20 protein-coding genes are annotated in these 22,501 nt (G+C 58.5%); 13 read left to right on the top strand and 7 right to left on the bottom strand.

Features of this window, described 5'->3' with window-relative positions; all coding sequences use genetic code 11:
- Positions 1-60: 60 nt before the first annotated feature.
- A complete protein-coding gene (locus CRP02_RS24440) occupies positions 61-312 on the bottom strand; it encodes a YMGG-like glycine zipper-containing protein (protein WP_003492347.1) in 252 nt (83 codons plus the stop codon).
- A 371-nt stretch (positions 313-683) separates the two neighbouring features.
- On the opposite strand from CRP02_RS24440, the gene hemA reads away from it, so the two are divergent.
- Positions 684-1,901, top strand: a complete 1,218-nt coding sequence (gene hemA, locus CRP02_RS24435; protein ID WP_003516756.1) for a 5-aminolevulinate synthase — start codon at positions 684-686, stop codon at positions 1,899-1,901.
- Positions 1,902-1,936: 35 nt separating this feature from the next.
- Here hemA and dxr read toward each other — a convergent pair whose 3' ends face one another.
- Complete coding sequence (gene dxr, locus CRP02_RS24430; RefSeq protein WP_097172532.1) at positions 1,937-3,130, bottom strand: 1-deoxy-D-xylulose-5-phosphate reductoisomerase; 1,194 nt, start codon at positions 3,128-3,130, stop codon at positions 1,937-1,939.
- A gap of 163 nt (positions 3,131-3,293) precedes the next feature.
- Here dxr and CRP02_RS24425 point away from each other — a divergent pair, with 163 nt between their 5' ends.
- On the top strand, positions 3,294-3,995 hold the full coding sequence (locus tag CRP02_RS24425; protein WP_097100916.1) for a phosphatase PAP2 family protein: 702 nt from the start codon (positions 3,294-3,296) through the stop codon (positions 3,993-3,995).
- 27 nt (positions 3,996-4,022) lie between these two features.
- A complete protein-coding gene (locus CRP02_RS24420; RefSeq protein WP_097172531.1) occupies positions 4,023-5,279 on the top strand; it encodes an FAD-dependent oxidoreductase in 1,257 nt (418 codons plus the stop codon).
- Between the two features lie 6 nt (positions 5,280-5,285).
- Here CRP02_RS24420 and CRP02_RS24415 read toward each other — a convergent pair whose 3' ends face one another.
- The 4 genes from CRP02_RS24415 to CRP02_RS24400 are packed head-to-tail and all read right to left on the bottom strand — an operon-like array spanning position 5,286 to position 9,183.
- Positions 5,286-6,212, bottom strand: coding sequence for an ROK family protein (locus CRP02_RS24415; RefSeq protein ID WP_065703396.1), 927 nt, complete (start codon positions 6,210-6,212; stop codon positions 5,286-5,288).
- Between the two features lie 3 nt (positions 6,213-6,215).
- Positions 6,216-7,382: an N-acetylglucosamine-6-phosphate deacetylase gene (nagA, locus tag CRP02_RS24410; protein ID WP_097172530.1), complete on the bottom strand. Its 1,167-nt coding sequence runs from the start codon at positions 7,380-7,382 to the stop codon at positions 6,216-6,218.
- Complete coding sequence (locus CRP02_RS24405) at positions 7,379-8,401, bottom strand: SIS domain-containing protein (protein WP_003516766.1); 1,023 nt, start codon at positions 8,399-8,401, stop codon at positions 7,379-7,381. The genes nagA and CRP02_RS24405 overlap by 4 nt, the downstream gene beginning before the upstream one ends.
- Positions 8,402-8,427: 26 nt before the next feature.
- Complete coding sequence (locus CRP02_RS24400) at positions 8,428-9,183, bottom strand: GntR family transcriptional regulator (protein ID WP_097172529.1); 756 nt, start codon at positions 9,181-9,183, stop codon at positions 8,428-8,430.
- A gap of 439 nt (positions 9,184-9,622) precedes the next feature.
- Here CRP02_RS24400 and CRP02_RS24390 point away from each other — a divergent pair, with 439 nt between their 5' ends.
- The 5 genes from CRP02_RS24390 (at position 9,623) to CRP02_RS24370 (ending at position 15,126) form a co-directional block, all read left to right on the top strand.
- On the top strand, positions 9,623-10,804 hold the full coding sequence (locus CRP02_RS24390; RefSeq protein WP_097172528.1) for a Gfo/Idh/MocA family protein: 1,182 nt from the start codon (positions 9,623-9,625) through the stop codon (positions 10,802-10,804).
- Between the two features lie 12 nt (positions 10,805-10,816).
- Complete coding sequence (locus CRP02_RS24385) at positions 10,817-11,701, top strand: carbohydrate ABC transporter permease (RefSeq protein ID WP_003516771.1); 885 nt, start codon at positions 10,817-10,819, stop codon at positions 11,699-11,701.
- Positions 11,698-12,555, top strand: a complete 858-nt coding sequence (locus tag CRP02_RS24380) for a carbohydrate ABC transporter permease (protein WP_097172527.1) — start codon at positions 11,698-11,700, stop codon at positions 12,553-12,555. Before CRP02_RS24385 ends, CRP02_RS24380 begins: the two co-directional genes overlap by 4 nt.
- Before the next feature lie 40 nt (positions 12,556-12,595).
- A complete protein-coding gene (locus CRP02_RS24375; RefSeq protein WP_003504912.1) occupies positions 12,596-13,828 on the top strand; it encodes an ABC transporter substrate-binding protein in 1,233 nt (410 codons plus the stop codon).
- A 185-nt stretch (positions 13,829-14,013) separates the two neighbouring features.
- Entirely contained in the window at positions 14,014-15,126 is a 1,113-nt protein-coding gene (locus CRP02_RS24370) for an ABC transporter ATP-binding protein (protein ID WP_003516776.1), read from the top strand.
- 146 nt (positions 15,127-15,272) lie between these two features.
- On the opposite strand, the gene CRP02_RS24365 is transcribed toward CRP02_RS24370, so the two are convergent.
- The gene (locus CRP02_RS24365; protein WP_097172526.1) at positions 15,273-15,758 is read right to left on the bottom strand and encodes a hypothetical protein; all 486 of its coding nucleotides are present in this window, start codon (positions 15,756-15,758) and stop codon (positions 15,273-15,275) included.
- A 243-nt stretch (positions 15,759-16,001) separates the two neighbouring features.
- Here CRP02_RS24365 and CRP02_RS24360 point away from each other — a divergent pair, with 243 nt between their 5' ends.
- The 5 genes from CRP02_RS24360 (at position 16,002) to CRP02_RS24340 (ending at position 22,441) form a co-directional block, all read left to right on the top strand.
- The gene (locus CRP02_RS24360) at positions 16,002-16,865 is read left to right on the top strand and encodes a MurR/RpiR family transcriptional regulator (protein ID WP_097172525.1); all 864 of its coding nucleotides are present in this window, start codon (positions 16,002-16,004) and stop codon (positions 16,863-16,865) included.
- 116 nt (positions 16,866-16,981) lie between these two features.
- Positions 16,982-17,764, top strand: coding sequence for an SDR family oxidoreductase (locus CRP02_RS24355; RefSeq protein ID WP_097172524.1), 783 nt, complete (start codon positions 16,982-16,984; stop codon positions 17,762-17,764).
- 42 nt (positions 17,765-17,806) lie between these two features.
- Positions 17,807-19,726 (top strand): beta-N-acetylhexosaminidase, encoded by a 1,920-nt coding sequence (locus tag CRP02_RS24350; protein WP_097172523.1) that lies wholly within the window; start codon positions 17,807-17,809, stop codon positions 19,724-19,726.
- Between the two features lie 12 nt (positions 19,727-19,738).
- Complete coding sequence (locus tag CRP02_RS24345) at positions 19,739-21,172, top strand: M81 family metallopeptidase (protein WP_097172522.1); 1,434 nt, start codon at positions 19,739-19,741, stop codon at positions 21,170-21,172.
- Positions 21,173-21,235: 63 nt separating this feature from the next.
- Positions 21,236-22,441 carry an MFS transporter gene (locus tag CRP02_RS24340; protein WP_097100908.1) on the top strand — a complete coding sequence of 402 codons (1,206 nt, stop codon included), beginning with the start codon at positions 21,236-21,238 and terminating at the stop codon, positions 22,439-22,441.
- The last annotated feature ends 60 nt before the right edge of the window (positions 22,442-22,501 follow it).

Genomic DNA, 22,501 nt, shown 5'->3' with positions numbered 1-22,501 from the left:
CCTTAACGCAAAAAGCCCCGGATGACCGGGGCTTCTGTGCAACGGTATCTCGTGCAGCTATTAACGGCAACGCGCCGTGTAACGCTGACCGTACTGGTCGCGATAATAGCAATAGCCCGGTTCGGATGCATTGCCGATCAATGCGCCGCCAACGCCACCGATCGCCGCGCCCACTGCCGCGCCACGAACGTTGCCCGTGATAGCGCCGCCCAGGACCGCACCGGAAACGGCACCGATCGAAGCACCCTTTTCAGTCTGCGTGCAGCTTGCAAGCGACAGGCCGACCAGCGCAAATATGATTGCCTTTTTCATGAAACTCTCTCCAACGTTACAATGAGCTCTTCGGCTCGGTAGGCGTCCCATATTTATCTGCGGCGACTGCTACCTCCGACCGCCACAGATAACTAACAATTCGATACCGTTTAGGGAAGCCTCCTCTTTCAGGCGTTCTTCCGCGCGTAAATCGATTGCGTCCCAAACAACGGCGCCGTTTGAAAAAGGTTCCAAATTTCCGGGTTTTTTGATGTGAATCAATTTTGTACTTTTCATCGGCGTCTATAAACGGTTTATTGGAATGGTTCAAAACAACGGCGAATTGACGCAGACGTGGTTAAAGCAGCTCGCAAGGGTTGACGGTCCCGGTGTCGAGGCAGAAAACGATCTGGTCAATTCTGGAGCATGGCATGGACTTCGAGGCATTTTTTACGACGGAACTGCAGAGCCTGCATTCTGAGGGACGCTATCGCGTTTTTGCGGATATCGAACGCCAGCAGGGCAATTTTCCCCGCGCGACACGGTACAACGCCAATGGCGAGCGCAAGGACGTAACCGTCTGGTGTTCCAACGATTATCTGGGCATGGGCCAGAACCCTAAAGTCATCGAAGCCATGAAAGCCGCCATTGATCACTGTGGCGCGGGTGCGGGAGGCACCCGGAACATTTCTGGGACCAACCATCATCACGTCCTGCTGGAACAGGAACTTGCCGATCTGCACGGCAAGGAATCGGCGCTGATCTTCACGTCGGGTTACGTTTCCAACTGGGCGACACTTGGCACACTTGGCCAGAAAATTCCGGGCCTCATCATTTTCTCCGATGCGCTCAACCATGCCTCGATGATCGAAGGCATCCGTTACGGCCGTTGCGAGCGGGTGATCTGGAAGCACAATGATCTCGAAGATCTCGAGGCAAAGCTCAAGGCAGCCGATCCAAGCGCGCCGAAGCTCATCGCCTTTGAATCCGTCTATTCGATGGATGGCGATATCGCGCCTATCAAGGAAATCTGCGATCTTGCCGATCGTTATGGCGCCATGACCTATCTCGACGAAGTCCACGCTGTTGGCATGTACGGACCGCGCGGCGGCGGCATTGCCGAGCGCGAAGGCCTGATGGATCGCCTGACGATCATCGAGGGAACACTCGGCAAGGCTTTCGGCGTGATGGGCGGTTATATTGCCGGGTCCACGGCGGTCTGTGATTTTATCCGTTCTTTCGCCTCCGGTTTCATCTTCACGACGGCCCTGCCGCCGTCGCTCGCTGCCGGCGCAATCGCCTCGATCCAGCATTTGAAGGCAAGCCCCTTTGAGCGCGCCCGCCATCAGGACCGGGTGCGCAAGCTGCGGGGGCTTCTGGATGCACGCGGCATTCCGCATATGGACAATCCCAGCCATATCGTACCGGTCATGGTGGGCGATGCCGCCAAGTGCAAATGGATTTCGGATATCCTGCTCGACAATCACGGCGTCTATGTGCAGCCGATCAATTATCCAACCGTGCCGCGCAAGACCGAGCGTCTGCGCATCACGCCGACACCGCTGCACACCGATGCCGACATCGAACAGCTCGTTGGCGCGTTGCACCAGCTCTGGTCGCATTGTGCGCTGGCGCGCGCGGTGGCTTAAGGCCGCAGTTCAAACAAGAGAAAATCAGGCCGCGTTTACGCGGCCTTTTCTTTGCTGGCGATCAGTTCCCGCGCGTGATTGCGGGCTTCCCCGTCCGCCGAAAATACGTCTTCGATGCTGTTGGCTGATCGGCCGTCATGCATGCGGTCCATGACCGTTTCGACGATTTCGGCCATATCGAGAAAACCGATGCCGCCTTCGACGAAGGCGTGAAAGGCGGTTTCTTCGGCGGCATTCAGGGCCGCGCCCTGCAAGCCTCCGCGCTCCAGCGCCGCGCGCGCCAGTCGGAGTGCTGGAAACCGGGTTTCATCAGGCGCTTCGAAATCGAGTTGCGCCAGCTTGGCAAAATCCAGGCGTTCGACATTAAGATTGCCGCGCTCAGGGTAGGTGAGGGCATAGGAGATGGCGGTTCGCATATCGGGCGAGCCGAGCTGAGCGATGTAGGAGCCATCGGTATAACCAACCATCGAATGTATGATCGATTGCGGATGAACGATCACTTCGACCTGCTCGGGCCTGAGATCGAAGAGATATTTCGCCTCGATCATTTCCAGACCCTTGTTGAACATGGAGGCGCTGCCGATCGATACCTTCAACCCCATCGACCAGTTGGGATGGGCACGGGCGATATCTGCCGTGACATTGGCCATCTGCTCACGCGACCAGGTGCGGAACGGTCCGCCGGATGCGGTGAGTACGATGCGCTCCACGGCCTGTTTGTGATCGCCCGTCAGGCACTGGAAGATCGCGCTATGTTCGCTATCGACCGGGATCAACCTGCCGCCGCCCTGTTTGACCGTGCGCAGGAAAACATCGCCTGCCGAAACAAGGCATTCCTTGTTGGCAAGCGCTATGTCTGCGCCGCGCCGTGCGGCTGTCAGTGTCGGGGCAAGACCAGGTGTTCCGGCAATCGCTGCCATTACCCAGCCGGCCTCCATCGAGGCCGCTTCTTCGAGGCCGGATTTGCCCGCCGCAACATCAATGCCGGTGCCGGCAAGGGCCGCTTTCAGCGCTTCGTATTTGCCATCCTCGGCGGTTACCGCAAGCTGCGCGCCGAACTCACGCGCCTGTTGCGCCAGAAGATCGATGTTCCCAGCGCCGGTGAGCGCCATAATCTCGAATTGTCTGCGACCACCCAGCTGACGGACGACATCCAGTGTGTTCGTACCGATCGAACCCGTCGAACCTAATATCGTCAGCCTGCGTGGCATTTCACTGGTATCTGTCATCTTCCGTCCGTCGGTCGTTTCCGGTTGCCCGAAACCGATGCATGGTTTCTGGCGACATGCACTAGCCTCTACTCGTGAAAACCCGTCATAACAAGGACACAGCCGGGCTATTGTTTTTGCGGATGGCAAAGCCATATGCAAGAAAAACGATGAGAGAATATTGATGCGACGTTTTCTGGTTTCCAGCGGTTGGATTTTTGCGGCAAGCCTTGTGCTGGTTCTGGTCTTTATTCCTTTAGACCCACGCCTTTCGGAACATGCTCAGGCCCTGCCGGGAAGGATAGTTTCCTTCAATCGCTCCATTACCGATTTCGGTACGTTCAGCTGGATGCTTTATTCCACCGGCGCTCTTGCCATACTCGCCTATGTCGGCGCGCGGGTCCTGCAGGCGCGGACCTATGCCGGCCGGCTGAGAACGGCATGGCGGCTTCTCGCTTACTTCTTTCTGACGATCGGAACGGCGAGCGTATTGGTCCACACGCTGAAATTCCTGATCGGGCGGGCGCGGCCGGAGCTTTTTCTGGAAATGGGTGCCTACAGCCTCACGCCTTTTACCGGTGACAATCTTTATGAGAGCTTTCCGTCAGGCCATTCGACGGCTGCCGGGGCGTTTTTCGGTGTTTTCGCCATGCTGATGCCGCGCTTCCGCTGGGCGTTCCTGCTGCTTGCGCTTGTCATTGGTGTTTCGCGCGTCATCGTCGGCGCGCATTATCCAAGCGATGTGGCCGCCGGGCTGTTGCTTGGCATGTGGACGGCCATGGCCTTCGCCTTTATCTTTGCCCGCTCCGAAATGCTTTTCCGTTTCGATGCACATGGCTGGCCACAGCCGAAAAATGCGAACCTGCCGGCGGCGGATGCACGATAGAGACGTTTAACGGACAGGGAGACGGTGATGGAAGAAGCGAAAGTCGTGCCGGAGAATGACGGCAGGGCCGTTCAGCACATCCGCACGTCCGTCGTCGTGGCCGGTGGCGGGCCGGCCGGCCTGATGCTCGGCCTTTTGCTTGCCCGCAGCGGTATAGACGTAACGGTTGTCGAGAAACACGGAGATTTTCTGCGCGATTTTCGCGGCGACACCATCCACCCCTCCACGCTTGAACTGATGGAGCAGTTGGGTTTCGCCGAGGAGTTCCTGAGCCTCCCGCATACGCGTGCGCCACGGCTGAACGCAGTCATCGGCGGCGAGCGTATCACGATCGCGGATTTTTCGCGGCTGCCGGTCCATCATCGTTTCATTGCCTTCATGCCGCAATGGGATTTTCTCAATTTCATCGTCGGCAAGGCCGGGCAATATGAGAATTTCCGGCTGCTGATGAATGCGCCGGTAACCGGCCTGATCGAGCGCGACGGGCGTGTTGGTGGCCTCATGGTCAATACGCCGGAAGGCGCAATCGAGATCGCCGCTGATCTTGTGGTGGGCGCGGATGGCCGCAACTCCATCGTCCGCGAGGCGGCGGGGCTTGAAGTACAGCGCTTCGGCATCCCGACCGAGGTGCTGTGGATGCGCCTTTCGAAACAGCCGGGTGATCCGGCCGACACCATGGGCCATGCGGGTTCGCGGCAGGGTTTCGTGATGATCAACCGCGGTGACTACTGGCAATGCGGGTACGTGGTGCGCAAGGGCTTTTTTGCTGACATGAAGATTGAGGGACTTGAAGCCTTCAGGAACCGGGTTGCGGAGATCTGCCCTTTCCCGCGCGAGAGGCTCGACGAAATTACGAGCTGGGATAACGTGCATCTGCTCACCGTCCGTATCGACCGGTTGAAGCGCTGGTGGAAACCCGGCCTGATCTGCATCGGCGATGCGGCCCATGCCATGTCGCCCGTTGGCGGTGTCGGCATCAATCTTGCCATTCAGGATGCGGTTGCTGCGGCCAATGTTCTGGTGCCGGTATTCACATCCGGCCGGGCCATTGCCGATGACGACCTTGCCGCCATAGAGAAACGGCGATCCTTTCCAACCAAGGCCACGCAGTTCTTGCAGCGGATGATGCGTGTCGGTCGCAAGAAAGAGCAGACGGAAACGGCGGAAAAGCCGAAAGGCCCACCCGCCATCGTTCGGGCGATCATGCGGTTTCCACTTTTTGCCCATCTGACCGGCCGGCTGGTGGGTTTGGGCTTTCGTCGGGAAAAGATCGAGACGGTGTGACGCGGCTTAAGCCGCGTTCACGATTTCCTTGGCATATTTCAGCCCGATAACGGCGGAACCGATCAGACCCGGCTCGATCCGGCAAATGGCAGGCACGACGAGGGGCCTGTCGAAGCGCCTGAGAATGCGGCCCCTGACGGCCTCGTCCAGAGCTGTCACAAGTTCCCTTGAATTCGAAAGCCCGCCGCCGACGGGCACGATGGTTGCGCCGGTGACATTGATCACCATCGCCAGCGGCGAGGCGAGAATATCAATGAGTACATCGATGGTTCTTGCGGCTTGCGCATCACCTGCCTGCCAGGCGGCAATAATATCCTCACTGGTCATATCCTGCCCGTGAAGATGTAGATGCAACTTTTCCATGCCGCGCGCGCTGCCGATCGCGTCGACACAGCCGGTAAGGCCGCAGCCGCATTCGAATCGCGGCAGCGATACCGGTGGATTGCCGGCCAACGTCGCGGCCACTGGCCCATGTCCCCATTCGCCGGCAAAACCGCCGTCGCTGTTGATGAGCTTGCCGTCAATCACCAGCCCGCCGCCGACACCTGTTCCAAGGATAACGCCGAAGACGACGCGATGTCCTTGTCCGGAGCCGATTTCCGATTCGGCGATCACGAAACAATCCGCATCGTTCGAAACGATAACGGGAAGGTTCAGGGCTTTTTCCAGGTCGTCTTTTAACGTTCTGCGGTGAATGCTTGGAATATTGGCGACTGTCGCCTTTCCCGTATCAAGATCGATGACGCCCGCGATCGACAGTGATACGCAGTCGGGTGTGCCGCCGCTGTTGTCGATGACGGATTTCAGGCCGGCGGCGAAGTCTTCGAAGCTGGTTTTGGGCGTTGGTATGCGTGGGACGGGGCGAATATCGTCCGGGGCATGAGCAATCGCGCCCTTGATGGTCGTTCCGCCAATATCGAAACAAACGATCATGGTTCAGACTCCGGAACGTGTGGCATCGTAGATTTTTTCTCCACCAATCCATGTTGAATGCATCTGGAGGTCTGGTGTCAGCATCACGAAATCAGCATCGAAACCGGGCAGGAGTTTTCCCTTGCCGGCGGCGCCGATTGCCTGCGCCGGATAGGCGGATGCCATTCGCAAAGCTTCTTCCAGCGGCATTTCCATCTTCTCACGCATGAAGCGGATGCAGGAGAGCATGTCTATATCCGCTCCCGCCAGCGTGCCGTCGGCCAGCGTTAGCCGTCCACCGTTGCGATAGACGCGCCGGCCGTTCAGTTCGAAACCGTCATCATCCGTGCCGATGGTGGACATGGCGTCGGTGACAAGGAAGATGCGGGCCGGGCCATTCTTGGCGCGCAGCGCAATGCCGATTGCGGCCGGATCGACATGGAATCCGTCGGCTATAAGCCCGCAATGCAGCTTGCCGTTCGAAAGTGCGGCCCCAACCAGCCCCGGCTCGCGGTGGCCAAGCGGGCTCATGGCATTGAAGAGATGCGTCACCATGGATGCACCTGCATCAGCATAGGCCGTCGCAACATCGAGACCGGTGTCGGTATGGCCGAGGCTGACGACGATGCCGGCGTCGCTGAGTGCTGCAACCTGCTCGACAGTAACATTTTCCGGGGCAATGGTTGTCAGCACGAAGGGGAGTTCCGCCTTGCAGCCGGTCAGGACCGCGAGGTCGTCTGTCTCCATCTTGCGGATCAGCGCCGGATCATGCGTGCCCTTGCGGGCGACGGAAAGATGCGGCCCCTCAAAATGCAGGCCGAGGAAACCGGGCACATGCTCCTTGCCCGCGGCAATGCCCGCCTGCGCCGCCCTGGAAGTCACGTCCGACCGGTCGGTGATGAGCGTAACCATCAAAGCCGTCGTGCCGAACTGGGCGTGGGCGGAGCAGATGCGGGCAATGCCAGCCACATCCGGCTGGTTGTTGAACATGACGCCGCCACCGCCATTGACCTGAAGGTCGATGAAGCCCGGCGCGATCAACAACCCCTCCACATCGATCACTTCGGCGTCGGCGGGCACGCTGTCCAGGACAGCGGCAACGCGCCCGTCGCGGATCAGGAGCACCTTGTCATCATGCCATTCGGCGCCATCGAAAATGCGGGCGCCGACAAATGCCTTTATGCCGCTCATTGGGTTTCAGTCACCTTCTTCAATGCCACGGGAGCATCCGGGTTGAAGCCTCTTGCGCGCGACAATTGCTCGATGAAGCCGTAAAACGGCGCGATAAGCAGCAATGCATCGGTCAGGGGATGGTTGGTTTCCACGAAGGGCAAGGGCTTGGCCGGGCTACCCTTGGCGGATGTGACGAAAACATTGGCGCCTTTATGGGCAAGGCTTGCGGCAATATCCGTAACGGAGGTCTCGGCGCGGTCGCGCGCGGCAAAGGCGATCACCGGAAATTTCGGTGCGACCAGCGAAACCGGACCGTGCATGACTTCTGCAGACGAATAGGCCTCCGCGTGCAGCTCGCAGGTTTCCTTGCACTTAAGTGCGGCTTCCGCAGCAATCGCAAGGGCGGGCCCTCGGCCCAGCATATAAAGTGAATCCTCACCCTTCACAGCCTCGCCAATATGGCTCCAGTCAAGTGCGATCGCTTTGGCGAAGTTCTGCGGCAGGGTGCTGACGGCCTTCGCGAGCAGGCTGTCTTCCGTCCATTCGGCAAGGATGGCCAGACCGGCGACAATGGAGTTGACGAAGGACTTGGTTGCGGCAACCGCCTTTTCCGGTCCCGCCTGGATGTCGATGGCGTGATTGGCTGCGTCTCCAAGGGGGGAGGGCAGGGTGTTCACGAGGGAGAAGGTAAGCGCTCCGCCCTTGCGGGCGCTCTCCGCCAACGCGACGATGTCAGGGCTTTTGCCCGATTGCGATACGGCGAAGGCTGCCGCCCGTTCCAGCCGCAGTTTCGTCTGGTAGATCGAGGCGAGCGAAGGGCCGAGCGAGGCGACTGGAAGCCCCGTCTGTAACTCGATCGCATATTTCAGGAAATGCGCGGCGTGATCGGACGATCCGCGCGCAATGGTGACGATAACGGCCGGGTCACGGGCTTTCAGCTTGTCTCCGGCCTGCCGGAAGTCGGCACTGGTATTGTCCAGCAGACGGGCGACGGCATCGGGAATCTCGTTGATTTCCTGGCGCATCAGGGTTGTCATCGTTTTCTGTCCTTGGTCGATGTGTTTCAGTCGGAGGTCATCGTCAGTTCGGCGACGAGGTCGTAGGCGTCGCTGCGATAAAGGGCACGCGATATTTCCATGAGGCGCCCGCTTTCGAGATAGGCCATGCGCTGCACGGAAAGTGCAGCAGACCCCGGTGGAACCCCAAGCAGCAGCGTCTCCTCATCCGTAAGGTTGCGCGCGGAGATGCGCTGGATAGCGCGAACGGGGCGAATATCGCTTTTCGCAAGCTCCTGATAAAGCGAGTTTTCCACCAGCTGCGGGTCCGGCAGAATATCGCCCGGCAGGCTCGTGACTTCGAGCGCGATCGGCTGGTCGTTGGCAAGGCGCAGTCGCGTCAACCGGGCAACCATGGCGGATTGGGAAAGGCCGAGAGCCATCATCTCGTCACCGGTGGGGTAAAACAGGCCTCTCTCAAGCCAGCGCGTGCTCGCCACCATTCCCCGGCGGCGCATATCCTCCGTAAACGAGGTAAGCTTGGTCAACGGCTGCTGCATACGGGTGATGGGTTTGACGACAAAGGTGCCCGAGCCATGCCTGCGGACGAGAAGTCCGTCGCGCACGAGATCGTCCACAGCCTTGCGCACCGTGACGCGGCTGACGCAGGCACTTTCGGCAATGTCGCGCTCGGGCGGCAGGGCATCGCCATGTTTGAGGCGGCCGCCATTGATGGCGTCTTCAATCGTCTGACGCAGTTTCAGGTAAAGCGGGCCGCCGCCTCCCGATTGCAGGTCGTCCAGATTAAGCGCTGCCCCGTTCATCCATAACCTCTGTCACAATCGATGTGGCGAATTCCGGCTATACCATATGCGTCACAATCGGCAATACCAAAATAGAACCATTAGTGGATTTGTACGATTGATCGGTGGTTTTTTCGATCATTTGCCGAATAATAAGGCCTCTTGCTTGAAATTTTCGCATTAACCAAAAAAAATTTCCGGCAATTGGAATTGCTATAGACGATTGGCATTTTTTTGGTATTGTTTTTGTATCGGTGGCTGGCGGCGCTCTATCTTGCGCCTGTCTCCGCTGGGGAAATCGGTCTCCGGTCCTCACGAGGATTTGCGAGATCGAATTTAACTTGACCGTTATGAAAATTAATTTCATCGTGGCGGAAAATTATCGCAGATATCAGAATAACCAGCACAGAAATGGTTGCTTCTGCGAAAATGAATTACGAGTGAACAGGGAACAAAGTTCATGAAGGTGGGAATTATCGGACTCGGATTCCGTCTCGGTTATCTGGGCTACGTTTTTCACGAGATCGACAAGGATTTCGAGATCGTCGGTTATGTCGATCCTGCCCCGGCCGGTCTGCCGGGTCTTGAGGAAAAGGGCATTTCGGCTGGCAAGGCCTATGAAAGCCCCGAGGCGCTGATCGCCGGCGAGACATTCGACCTTTTGATGATTGGCTCACCGAACCATATGCATCTGGAGCATATCCGCATCGGGCTTGAAGCCGGTTGCACCATCTTCTCCGAAAAACCCATCGTCGTCAGCATCGAGGAAAGCCTCGAACTCGCCCGGTTGCTCAACAAGCATGGACATGAGCGGCTGCTGGTCGGTCTGGTCCTGCGTTACTCGCCGCTTTACCGCGATCTGCGTGCCGCGCAGGCCGAAGGCAAGCTGGGTGACGTCGTCTCCATCGAGGCTTCGGAACATATCCCGCCCTATCATGGCGCGTTCTTCATGCGCGACTGGCGGCGTTACGAGAACTATTCCGGCTCCTTCATGCTGGAAAAATGCTGCCACGACCTCGATCTCTATAATGGCGTGGTAGGTGCCCGGCCGCGTTTCGTGTCGAGCTTTGGCGGGCGCAAGAGCTTCACGCCTGCAAATGCTCCGCATAATGACGGCATCAACGACATGGAAGTCTACCATCGCAAGCCGAGCGGCTGGATGGGTTCCGACAAGGTTTTCGACAGCGACGGCGATATCATCGACTACCAGACCGCGATCGTCGAATATGAAAATGGCGCATCGCTCGCCTTCCATACCAATCTGAACGTTCCCGACGATTTCCGCCGTTTCTGCGTCATCGGCGCCAAGGGCATGGCGGAGGGCGATTTCGTGCGCGGCTTCCTGAACGTGCACAATGCCCGCACCAACGAAAAGACCGTTGCCAAGACCTATTCGGCGGCAACCGTGCTCTCCCAGCATTATGGCGCGGATGAGCAGATGGCCGAGGACGTGATCAACCATGTCGTCAAGGGGACGCCCCTGCCGGTTTCCGCGCTCGATGCGATCGAGGCCGGTATTCTGGCGCTCGCCATGGACGAAGCGCGCCATGGCCGCAAGGTGGTCGATCTCAAGCCGGTGTGGGAGGAATATGATCTGGCGCTCCACGGGCAGTTGAAGTCGCCCGCTGTGAAATCGGCTTAAGGGGGCGCTGCGATGGATGCGAAACGCAGCGCGGTCATCTTTGCCTGGCTTCTTCTTTTGCCGGCGCTTCTATACATCACTGTTATTGTTGCTTATCCGCTCGTCGATACATTCATCCTGTCCTTCACGGACGCGTCGTTGAAAAAGACGACGAACTGGGTGGGTTTCATCAATTACGAGAAGATCTTCAACGAGACTTTCGCCGGGGTCATCACGCGGACCTTTATCTGGACGTTCTTTTCCGTCTCGATAAAGATGATCATCGGCACCTTCGGTGCGGTGTTGCTGAATTCGGCCGTTCCCGGTCGGGCCCTGTTTCGCATCCTGACGATGCCGCCATGGATCGTGCCGATGGCTATCGGCATCTTCATGTGGGGCTGGATGTATAACGGCCAGTTCGGCATGATTTCCGGTGTTCTCCAGAATCTTGGCCTGGTGGATGGTCCAGTCGCTTTCCTCGCCTATGGCAGCACGGCTTTCTGGGCGACCATCATCACCGACGTATGGATCGGCGTGCCGATGGTGACGCTTTATCTGCTGGCGGCAATTCAGGCCATTCCGCAGGATCTTTACGAGGCAGCCTGGACCGACGGCGCCAGCCGCACCTACCGCTTCCGCCGCATCACGTTGCCGCTGATGCTGCCGGCCATGATCACCATGTCGATGATCTCGCTGATTTCGACCTTCAATTCCTTCGACATCATCTGGATCCTGACACAGGGCGGACCGACGGGCCAGACGACGACCATGATCATCGACACCTACAAGACGGCGATCGGTTCCTACAAATACGGTGAGGGCGCAGCGCGTGCGGTGCTGATCTGCATCTTCCTGTCCATATTCACCTACTTCTACTTCCGCATCACCAGCCGTATCTCGCAGGAGACCAGCCGATGACCGACAAAAATGCGATGATCAACCGTTACAGGTGGTATGAGATCGTCGGGATTTATTGCGGCATCGCCGTATTCCTGACCTTCGTGCTGGCGCCGTTTGTGGAAGGGTTTCTTGTTTCGCTGAAACCGCTCAGCCTGCTTTTTTCGTCACCGTATAAGTTTTGGCCGGAAAACGGCTCCTTCGAAGCTTATCGGACAATGTGGGTCAGCGTTCCCGGCTTTGCCCGCTACGTCTTCAACTCCTTCTTCATCTCAACGATATCGACGATCATCGTTCTGCTTCTGGTTGTGCCGGCGTCCTATGCTTTTGCGCGTTTCCAGTTTCGCGGTCGCGGGCAATTGCTCGGCGCGTTTCTGGCGATCAACATGTTCTCCGGTGCGGTGCTTCTGATCCCGCTTTACCGGCTGATGCGCAATATGGGCGTGCTGAACACCTATCTGGCGATGATCATTCCCGGCGCCGCCTTTTTGATCCCCACCGCCATCTGGCTTTTGCGGACCTACATGCTGCGTATTCCGCGCGAACTGGAAGAGGCGGCCTATGTTGATGGCGCGAGCTATTTCTATACCTTCCGCCGGGTGATCCTGCCGCTTGCGATGCCTGGCGTCGCCGTCGTGTCCATCACCACCTTCATCGGTGCTTATGCGCAGCAGTTCATCTTCGCGCTCACCTTCAATTCCAAGACCGAATATATGCCGCTGCCCATCGGCCTGTTTGCCTATTTCGGTCGTCAGGAAGTCGTCTGGAATGAGTTGATGGCGGCCAGCTTCGTCGGCATTGCGCCGGCCATGGTCGTCATCTTCTTCATGCAACGCTATCTCGTCAGCGGGCTTACCGCCGGCGCGGTGAAATAATCAACAATAGGAACGACCACCAGAAAACGGGAGACTATCTATGGCACTGAAACATTACGGATTGGCGCTTTGCGCCTTCGCATTTGCCGGTTCCACTGCCCTTGGCACGGTGGCGGCACACGCCGCCGACAAGGAGATCAGCTGGATCTATTGCGGCGACAAGATGGACCCCATCCATGAAAAATACATCAAGGAATGGGAAGGCAAGAATGCCGGATACAAGGTCGTTCCTGAAGTCGTCGGCTGGGCGCAGTGCCAGGACAAGGCAACCACGCTCGCTGCCGCCGGCACTCCGGTCGCCATGGCCTATGTCGGTTCGCGCACGCTGAAGCAGTTCGCCCAGAACGACCTCATCGTTCCGGTGCCGATGACGGAAGACGAGAAGAAGACCTATTACCCTAACATCGTCGACACGGTTACCTTCGAGGATACGCAGTGGGGCGTGCCGGTCGCCTTCTCGACCAAGGCGCTCTATTGGAACAAGGACCTCTTCAAGCAGGCCGGTCTCGATCCCGAAGTGCCGCCGAAGACCTGGGCTGAAGAGATCGCCTTTGCCAAGCAGATCAAGGAAAAGACCGGCGTCGCCGGTTATGGTCTGCCCGCCAAGACCTTCGACAACACCATGCACCAGTTCATGCACTGGGTTTACACCAATAACGGCAAGGTCATCGACGGCGACAAGATCACCGTCGACAGCCCGCAGGTTCTTGCAGCTCTGAAGGCCTACAAGGACATCACGCCTTACTCCGTCGAAGGTCCGACGGCCTACGAGCAGAACGAAATCCGCGCCATCTTCCTCGATGGCAAGGTTGGCATGATCCAGGCGGGATCGGGTGCTGCAACCCGCCTGCAGGAAACCAAGATCAACTGGGGTATCGCAACCCTGCCGCTCGGCCCTGAAGCCAAGGGTCCCGGCACGCTGCTCATCACCGACAGCCTCGCGATCTTCAAGGGAACCGGTGTCGAAGAAAAGGCGACCGAATTCGCCAAGTTCATCACTTCTCCCGGCCCGCAGGGCGAATACGAACTGCAGGGCGGTGCTGGCCTGACCCCGCTTCGTCCGTCGCCGAAGGTTGATGAGTTCATCGCCAAGGACCCCTTCTGGAAGCCGCTGATCGACGGTATCGCCTATGGCGGTCCCGAGCCGCTCTTCACTGACTACAAGGGCTTCCAGGACACGATGATTGAGATGGTGCAGTCTGTCGTTACCGGCAAGGCGACACCGGAAGATGCCGCAAAGAAGGCCTCTGCCGCTCTCGAGCAGTACAAGTAATCCACATTTATACGGTTGCGGGCGCAGGTCGCCCGCAACCTCATAATTCGTTGCGAGAATACCCGCCGCTATGACGGCAGGAGCTTCTCGTGTGTTTCAACGGTTCCGATAAGGCGCGATTTTCCCGTGTCGCGGAACGTCTCTGAACGCAGCCTGATGTCGGCTGGTGACGGGAGAGGCAAGTTTTGGGTCAGCTTTATCTCAACAACGTCCGCAAGAACTATGGACATTTCGAAGTCATCAAGGGCGTTCAGCTCGACATCAGGGATGGCGAGTTCGTCGTTTTTGTCGGCCCCTCGGGATGCGGTAAATCCACATTGCTGCGCATGATCGCCGGCCTTGAGGATATTTCCGCCGGCGACATCGTCATCAACGGCGTGAAGGTCAATGACTTGCCGCCGGTTAGACGCGGCATCGCCATGGTGTTCCAGTCCTATGCGCTCTATCCGCATATGACGGTTTTTGAAAACATCGCTTTTCCCCTCCGCGTCGAAAAGATGGAAGAGGGCAAGATCAAGGAAAAGGTCGAGGCCGTCGCCAAGATCCTGCAACTCGACCAGCGCCTGCAGCAGCGTCCCGGCATGTTGTCCGGTGGCCAGCGCCAGCGTGTAGCGATCGGCCGCGCCATCGTTCGCGAGCCGAAGATCTTCCTGTTCGACGAGCCGCTCTCCAACCTTGACGCTGCACTTCGCGCCGACATGCGTATTGAGCTCACCAATCTGCATCGGACGCTGAAGGCGACGATGATCTACGTAACGCATGACCAGGTGGAAGCCATGACCATGGCCGACCGCATCGTGGTGCTGAATGCGGGTGAAATCTCCCAGGTCGGCGCGCCGCTGGAACTTTACCACAAGCCCGCAAACCTGTTCGTCGCCGGTTTCATCGGCAATCCGAAAATGAATTTCCTGAAGGTCACCTGTAAATCCGTCAGCGCCGATGGTGTGACCGTGGAGTATGAGGGCCAGACAATCACCGTGCCGGTGGAGCCGCGCGCCGGTCTTGAAGGCACGCAACTGACGCTCGGCATTCGCCCGGAACACACCGGTCTCGAAACGGCCGACCTGAATATCAAGGTCGCGCCCAGCGTTATCGAGCGGCTGGGTGTGAATACGATCGCTTATGGCGTCGCGCCCACGGGTGAAAATTATTGCGCGCTTCTTTCCGGTTCTGCGCCTGTTGTCGTCGATGAAACCATCGTCACCGGTATCAAGGCGTCGGATTGCCATCTGTTCGATGAAAGCGGCACATCGCTCGAACGGCGTGTCGATCTTTCTGTCCTCAAACTGATACAATAAAGGGCGGGAACCGGGCCATGAAATCTGTCTCACCATGCCCGGTTTTCTGTGACGCTATCGGTTTTCAGCGGTCTTCGTCTTCCAGACGAAAAAACAACGCCGGGCTTTCGGCCCGGCGTTCAACACGATCTGGCAGGTCCGCTGGATCACGGCATGGGATTGGGCATGTATCCGGTGAAACCGCTGATTTTCCAGCGGCCCTCATGCAGTCGGCAATAATAGAGCGTCTGCCATTTCATGACGTCGAAGCTGCCGTCGGCCTTGCGAAGCCCGCCGTCGAACTTCTTGCGAACCAGCGCGGTCTCCCCTTCCACTTCGATTTCTTCCAGCGTGGTGGTGGTGAAGATCGCATTGCGCGGGTCTTCAGCGAATTGCTGGGTCTGGAAATCCTGCGCCTGTCGCAGCCATTCGTCGCGATAGGCGTGAAGCGAGGGGAAGGACAGGCGCCAGTTGTCCGGGTTTGCATCCCGGTTGGCATTGATGCCGAGAAAGCCGTCCTTTACGAAATCATCCGCGACTTTCGACCAGTCGGCGGTGAGGAAGGCGTCGATATCCCGCGTTACCAGCATGTCCCAGATGGAGTGGCGGGCGACGTCTGTTTCGGGAAAAGGGTTTTTGAATGGGTCGCGCATGATTCAGGTCCGTTGTTGAAATTATTTTCAAGATTTGGATATTTCTCTGGCGAATATTGTTGGCATATGCTCATCTTGCAATCAACAGAGAAAATAATTTTCAAATCAAAGGTGTCCGGCGTGTCGTCAACGGGGCGAAACATGGTCGATTCATGGGTGTGTACGGTTGACGGGCGTCTCGGATTAGGGTGCATCGGAAACGGGGCCAAGCCTTAAGTTTTGGCGGAACGGAGACCGGTGAGCATGGATATTTTCGCAAAGATTCAAGACGACAGGGGACAGTTCTCGCAATCGGAGCGGCGGATCGCCGATATCCTGGTTTCGGACTTCGAGTTTGCGGTCAATGCATCGATCATCGAGCTTGCCGCCCGCGCCGAGGTTTCCCCGCCAACTGTGACGCGGTTCTGCCGCCGTCTGGGTTGCCAGAGCTTTTCGGATTTCAAGGTCAGCCTTGCCAAGACCGCTTATGTCGGCATCCGCTACCTCACCTCGGAACCGACCAGCACGGGCCCGTCGGATGTCGCCGAGGAGGTGCTTGCCAAGGCGCAGGAGGCGCTTTTCCTGCTGCACAAGACGCTCGATCCCGCCCTCGCCGACGAAGCGGCCGTCCGGATTGCCAATAGCGGCATGATCTACGCGTTTGGAGCCGGTGGCAATTCCTCGATGATCGCCTCGGAAATCCAGAACCGGCTGTTTCGCCTTGGCCTGCGCGTTTCGACCAGCGCCGATCACAGTATGCAATTGATGATGACTGCCGCTGCGCGGAAGGAAGACGTCATCATCGGATCCTCCTTTTCCGGCCGCAACATGGAGTTGGTGAAGTGCTTCAGGCTTGCGCGGGAAATGGGGGTTACCACCATCGCGCTGACCCAGAGCGATACGCCCGTCGCCATGGCCGCCGATATGGTGGTGGCCGTCAACGTTCCTGAAGGAAACAATATCTTCCGCCCTACCTCATCGCGTTATGCCTATCTGGCCGCGGTTGATGTTCTGGCGACGCTTGCTGCCTATCACCACCGGCAGCGGTCGATGGTGACCCTGCGGCACATCAAGCAGCAGCTTGTGGAGCATCGCGATCCGGACGACCGGCAATTGCTGGGTGACTAGAGCATTTCCAGTGAGCCCGCGTAGCGGTTTCACGTCCGGAAAATGCGTAAAAACAAAGATGTAGAGCGGCTTGACCTCAAAACCCGCTCTGGAAAGCTTCGAAGGAGTAGCATGACATGCAGGACAGGAAAGACCAGGTCGCCGTCGTAACGGGCGCGGCGGGCGACATCGGCCGGGCAATTGCCGCGGCGCTTTCTGAAAGCCACGCGAAGGTGGTGTTGGTCGATATCGATCCCGACGCCCTTTCCAATGCGCTTTCCCTGCTTTCCGGTTCCGGCTTCGTTTCGAAAACCTGCGACGTCACCGATCCGCAGGATCTTGCAAGGCTGGCCTTGGAGGTTGCGGAGCTGGGTGATGTCGCGACGCTCGTCAACAATGCTGGTGCTGCAAGGGCCGTCAGCCTGCACGACACGACCGCAGAGATATGGCGCAAGGACAATGCCCTTAACTTGGAAGCACCGTTTCTCTGCTTCAGGGCTTTCGAGGACGCGCTTAAGCGCACGCAAGGGTCTGTTATCAATATCACCTCCGTCAACGGCATGGCTGTGTTCGGCCATCCCGCCTATAGCGCGGCAAAGGCAGGCTTGATCCATCTGACGAAGCTGATCGCTGTCGAATACGGAAAATTCGGCATCCGTTCCAATGCTGTTGCTCCGGGAACCGTGCGCACGCAGGCTTGGGAAGCGCGGGCGGCGGTCAATCCGCAGGTCTTCGAGGAAGCAAAGCACTGGTATCCGTTGCAGCGCATCGTGAGGCCTGAGGATGTCGCCAACGCCGTCGCTTTTCTGGCCGGCCCACAGGCAGCGGCCATCAGCGGCGTGTGCCTGCCGGTCGATTGCGGCCTGACGGCAGGGCAGGCGCCGCTCGCCCGGACTTTCTCACAATCCGAACACTACTGACCGAAGTCCTCTCGGGCTTGAAGCACAATAAAGGGGAGCATCATGGCGCTCGCACAATATCGTCTCGAAAACTCATGGCATCCGCTCGAAGATTCCGCATCGGGTGGCTTCACCTTCACCCTGTTCAATCTTTCCAGCGAGCCGGTGAAGGATTTCCGGATCGTCTATACGTCGCTGACGCGGACCATCGACAAGCCCGTTTGCGGCAATGCCGTCTATCTGCGCCGCAATGCCAATTTCCACGAATTTGCGCCGCCACCGGGTTTCGTGCTCGAAGCCGGGAAATCGTGGCGTTTCACTGTTGACGGCCTGCTCAGGCCTGCCCGCCATCGCACAGACGGTGCGAAATCCGCCTATATCAGCCTTGCCGACGGCACACATCGCGCGGTTGATGTCGCTGACCTGATGCTGGATGGGCGCCATAGCGAGCCGGCGCCCGCCCTGCTTCCCGAAGGAAAACTCGATCTGCCCTTCGCCATCCAGCCCTGGCCTGCCGAAATCGATGCCGTGCCGGGCGACGGCTTCCCCGTCGCACTCTTCCCGACGGAAGAGGCAGGCAAGGAAGAAGTGCTTGCGGTGGAGACTGTTTCGTCGCTGTTCCGCAGGCTTTTTGCCGTTGGTCACGTGCCTTTCAGCCTCGCGCCTGTTCATGAGGGCAAACCGCTTCGTTTCAAGCAACATAGCGGTCTGGAAGCGGAAGGTTATCGCCTGTCTTTCTCTGATGACGCCGTCGTCGTGGAATATTCGGCCGCTGCCGGCTTGCAGTACGGCCTGACTGTTCTCGCGCAATTGCTGCACGGCGCGCGCACCGATACCAAATTCCGCTTCCCGGTTTCAGGCACCATCGCCGATGCGCCGCGTTACAGCTGGCGCGGTTGCCATCTGGATGTCTCGCGACAATTCTATCCGACCGGTGATGTCGTGCGGCTTATCGACATTCTTGCATGGCTGCGCATGAACCGGTTCCATTGGCACCTGACGGATGACGAGGCATGGCGTCTCGAAATCAAGGCTTACCCGCTGCTGACGACCGTCGGCGCGACGCGGGGGCCGGATGCGCCGCTTCTGCCGCAGCTCGGCAATGGGGCGGAGCCGGTTTCCGGTTATTACACGCAGGATGATGTTCGCATGGTCGTCGCGCATGCGGCGGCACTGAACATCGAAATCGTGCCGGAGGTCGATATTCCCGGCCACAGCACGGCGGCTCTCGTTGCCTATCCGGAGCTGACGGATGGGCAGGAAGCGCCGGATAGCTATCGCTCCGTACAGGGCTATCCCAACAATGCGCTCAATCCCGCCATCGAGCCGACCTATGAATTCCTTGGCAAGATATTCGACGAGATGGTGGAGCTTTTCCCCTCGCGGCTGATCCATATCGGTGGCGACGAGGTGGCAGATGGCTCCTGGCTTGCCTCGCCGCTTGCCAAGTCCTTGATGGAAAAGGAAGGCCTCGACGGCACCTTCGGTATCCAGTCCTATTTCATGAAACGTATTCAGGGGATGCTGCATGAGCGCGGCCGCCAGCTTGCCGGCTGGGACGAAGTTTCGCACGGCGGCGGCGTTGATCCCTCGGGAACATTGCTGATGGCCTGGCAGAAGCCGGAAGTTGGCCTTGAGCTTGCAAAGCAGGGCTACGACGTCGTGATGACGCCGGGACAGGCCTATTATCTCGACATGGTGCAGGATGAAGCCTGGCAGGAGCCGGGCGCAAGCTGGGCCGGCACCGTTCCGCCGTCGCACACATATGCTTACGAGGCAGTCGGTGAGTTTCCCGAGGAATTAAAGGAGCGGATGAAGGGCGTTCAGGCCTGCATCTGGTCGGAACATTTCCTCAATCGCGCCTATTTCAACCATCTGGTTTTCCCGAGACTGCCCGCCATTGCCGAGGCGGCGTGGACGCCGAAAGCGCAGAAGGACTGGCTGCGTTTCTCCGCCATCGTCCCCCTGAGCCCGGTTTATTGAGAGGAAGGCGAGATGCGTATTGCCGTTGGTGGTATTCATACCGAATGCAGCACCTATTCGCCGGTGCTGATGGTGCAGCAGGATTTTCGCGTTTTTCGCGGGGCGGAGTTGCTGGAGGCCGAGTATTTCAATTTTCTGGGCGAAGGCGGGGCAGAGGTGCTGCCGCTTCTGCATGCGCGGGCGGTGCCGGGTGGTCCGGTGTCGCGCGCGGCCTATGATGCGTTCAAGCATGACTTCCTAGAGCGTCTCAAGGCTTGCCTGCCGCTCGACGGGCTTTATCTCGCCATGCATGGCGCGATGAATGTCGAGGGAATGGACGATGCGGAAGGGGACTGGATTTCCAGCGCCCGCGCCGTAGTTGGGCCGGATGTGATCATTTCCGCCAGCTACGACCTGCACGGCAATGTGAGCCAGACGATCATCGACCAATTGGATATTTTCGCCGGCTACCGAACAGCGCCGCATATCGACGTGCGTGAAACAATGGTGCGGGCGTGGACGATGCTGCTCAAGGCCTTGAAAACGGGCGAGAAGCCTGGTGTGGCCTGGGCGAAAATCCCCGTTCTGCTGCCGGGCGAAAAGACATCCACGGAAGATGAACCCGCAAAAAGCCTTTATGCCGTTCTGCCGGAACACGATGCCCGACCCGGTATTTGGGATGCGAATTTCATGATCGGTTACGTCTGGGCCGACGAACCAAGAGCTACGGCCTGCGCTGTCGTGACCGGGACGGACAGAGAGGCCGCGCAGGCGGTCGCGGCCGAGATTGCGCAATCCTACTGGAATGCCCGTCAGGATTTCCGTTTCGGCTCCGTGACCGAACCGCTCGAGGTCATCATGGATATTGCGGAAAAAACAACAACCTGCCCGATCATTCTGGCGGATTCCGGCGACAATCCGACCGGCGGCGGGGTAGGCGATCGCGCCGATGTTCTGGCGGCGTTGATTGCGCGCAATTGGCAGGGCGCGTTGATCGGCGGCATCACTGACAAGCCGGCGGTCGAGGCCTGTTTTGCGGCGGGCGAGGGCGCGGCGCTTTCCCTGAAGATCGGCGGCAGTCTCGATCCGGAGAGCCCTTCCATCACTGTCGAAGCCGAGGTCCTGAAACTGGACGATCCAGGTGCTTCCGATCAGCGGCAGGCGGTAGTCGTCATCGATGGCATTACCGTCATTCTGGCTGCAAGGCGCAGGCCCTATCACATGATCGCGGATTTCACCCGTCTGGGCTTCGATCCGAAGGCGGTAAGGCTGCTGGTCGTCAAGTCAGGTTATCTTTCGCCGGAACTTGCGCCCATCGCCAATCCCAATCTCATGGCGTTGACGGAGGGGGTTATCAATCAGGATATCGAAAACCTCCCCAATCGCCGCCGGGATGGCGATTTTTACCCATGGAAACCGCATTTCAACTATATCCCGAAACCCATCCTTTCGGCCCGCTGGCGATGACAGCGGTTCGATAGCATTTCATTCAGCGATCCGGCTGTGCCGGATCATCTCAGGCGAACGTTCATGCCGTCGGCTCTTTCCATCGTTTTCAACAATCCGTCGATCCGCATCGGGGCGCTCGCCATCCTGTTCTTCGGTTTTTCGAATGCCGCGACCGCCCCCTATCAGGCGGTGATCGGCATTCGCGAAATCGGGCTCAGCAACACCGTCTATTCCCTGCTGATGCTGTTTGCCGCCATCATCAATGTCAGCGCCAGCGTGCTGATGGGCATCGTTGCAGACCGGCTCGGCGAATATCGCAAACCCATGCTGCTCATTGCGCTTTTCGGCGTCAGCGGCTATCTGCTGGTTTACCTCGTTGGTAATGCCACCGCCTTCGTGACCGCAAAGCTGCTGCTCCTGCCGATTTTCGGGGCGATGAACTCTCTGATTTTCGCGCATGTGCGCGCCGATGCCCGCAATCTTTCGACGGGCGACATGATCGCCGTGAATTCGATCATGCGGGCCACGATTTCGCTTTCATGGGTGCTGGTGCCGGGCATCGTCGGTATTTTTCTGGTAAACTCCGGCAATATGCTGATGGCTTTCCTGTTTTCAGGCATCTGCGCGCTTATCTGCTTTCTGCTTGTGGCCTTTTGCCTGCCGCGCACGGCCACGCCGGCATCGGTGAACACGCAGGCACGCTTCGGTGTCCGCGCTTCACTTGCGGAAATCGGGGAGCGACGGGTTCTGCTGCGGATCATCGCCATCGCGCTCATCTGCTCGATGCTGCATCTCAATGATTCCATCCGCTCGCTCATCATAACGGGTCAGGCAAAGGGAACGGTCGCGGATATCGGTATCGTCGCGGGCATCGTTGCCGCGCTGGAAATCGTTTTCATTCTGCTGTGGGGCTGGATCGAAAAGAAGGTGCCGCAAACGCTGACCCTTGCGGCGGGAGCGGGGCTTTATGCCATCTACCTCATCCTGCAGGGTCTCGCGACGGCACCTTGGCATATCTACGCGCAGACCTTGATCAGCGCGCTCGGCGCAGCCGCCATCATCAGTATCCCGATCACCTATCTGCAGGAGCTGATTGCGGATCGGCCGGGACTTGGAAGCTCGCTGATTGCCGTCAACATCTTCCTCGGCGCGGGTTTGGGTGCGCTGATTTTTGCCGTCGGCACGCTCGTCACGAGCTATTCAGGAACTTCAATCCTGGGAGCGGTTGTGGGTCTCGGCGGCGTTTACATGCTCTACGCGCTTGATGGGAAGGGCCGCCGCAGGTAGAGCGTCGGACCGAAAAGTGTGGGCGGTTTTCGGATAAGCCGGCGCGAAAACACGGTACAT

Origin of the sequence: Rhizobium sp. AN5, assembly GCF_900215255.1 — a bacterium.
GTDB classification, from domain to species: Bacteria; Pseudomonadota; Alphaproteobacteria; order Rhizobiales; family Rhizobiaceae; genus Agrobacterium; species Agrobacterium tumefaciens.
The sequence above is the reverse complement of the archived record's forward strand: the minus strand, read 5'-3'. Positions and strand labels throughout refer to the sequence as shown.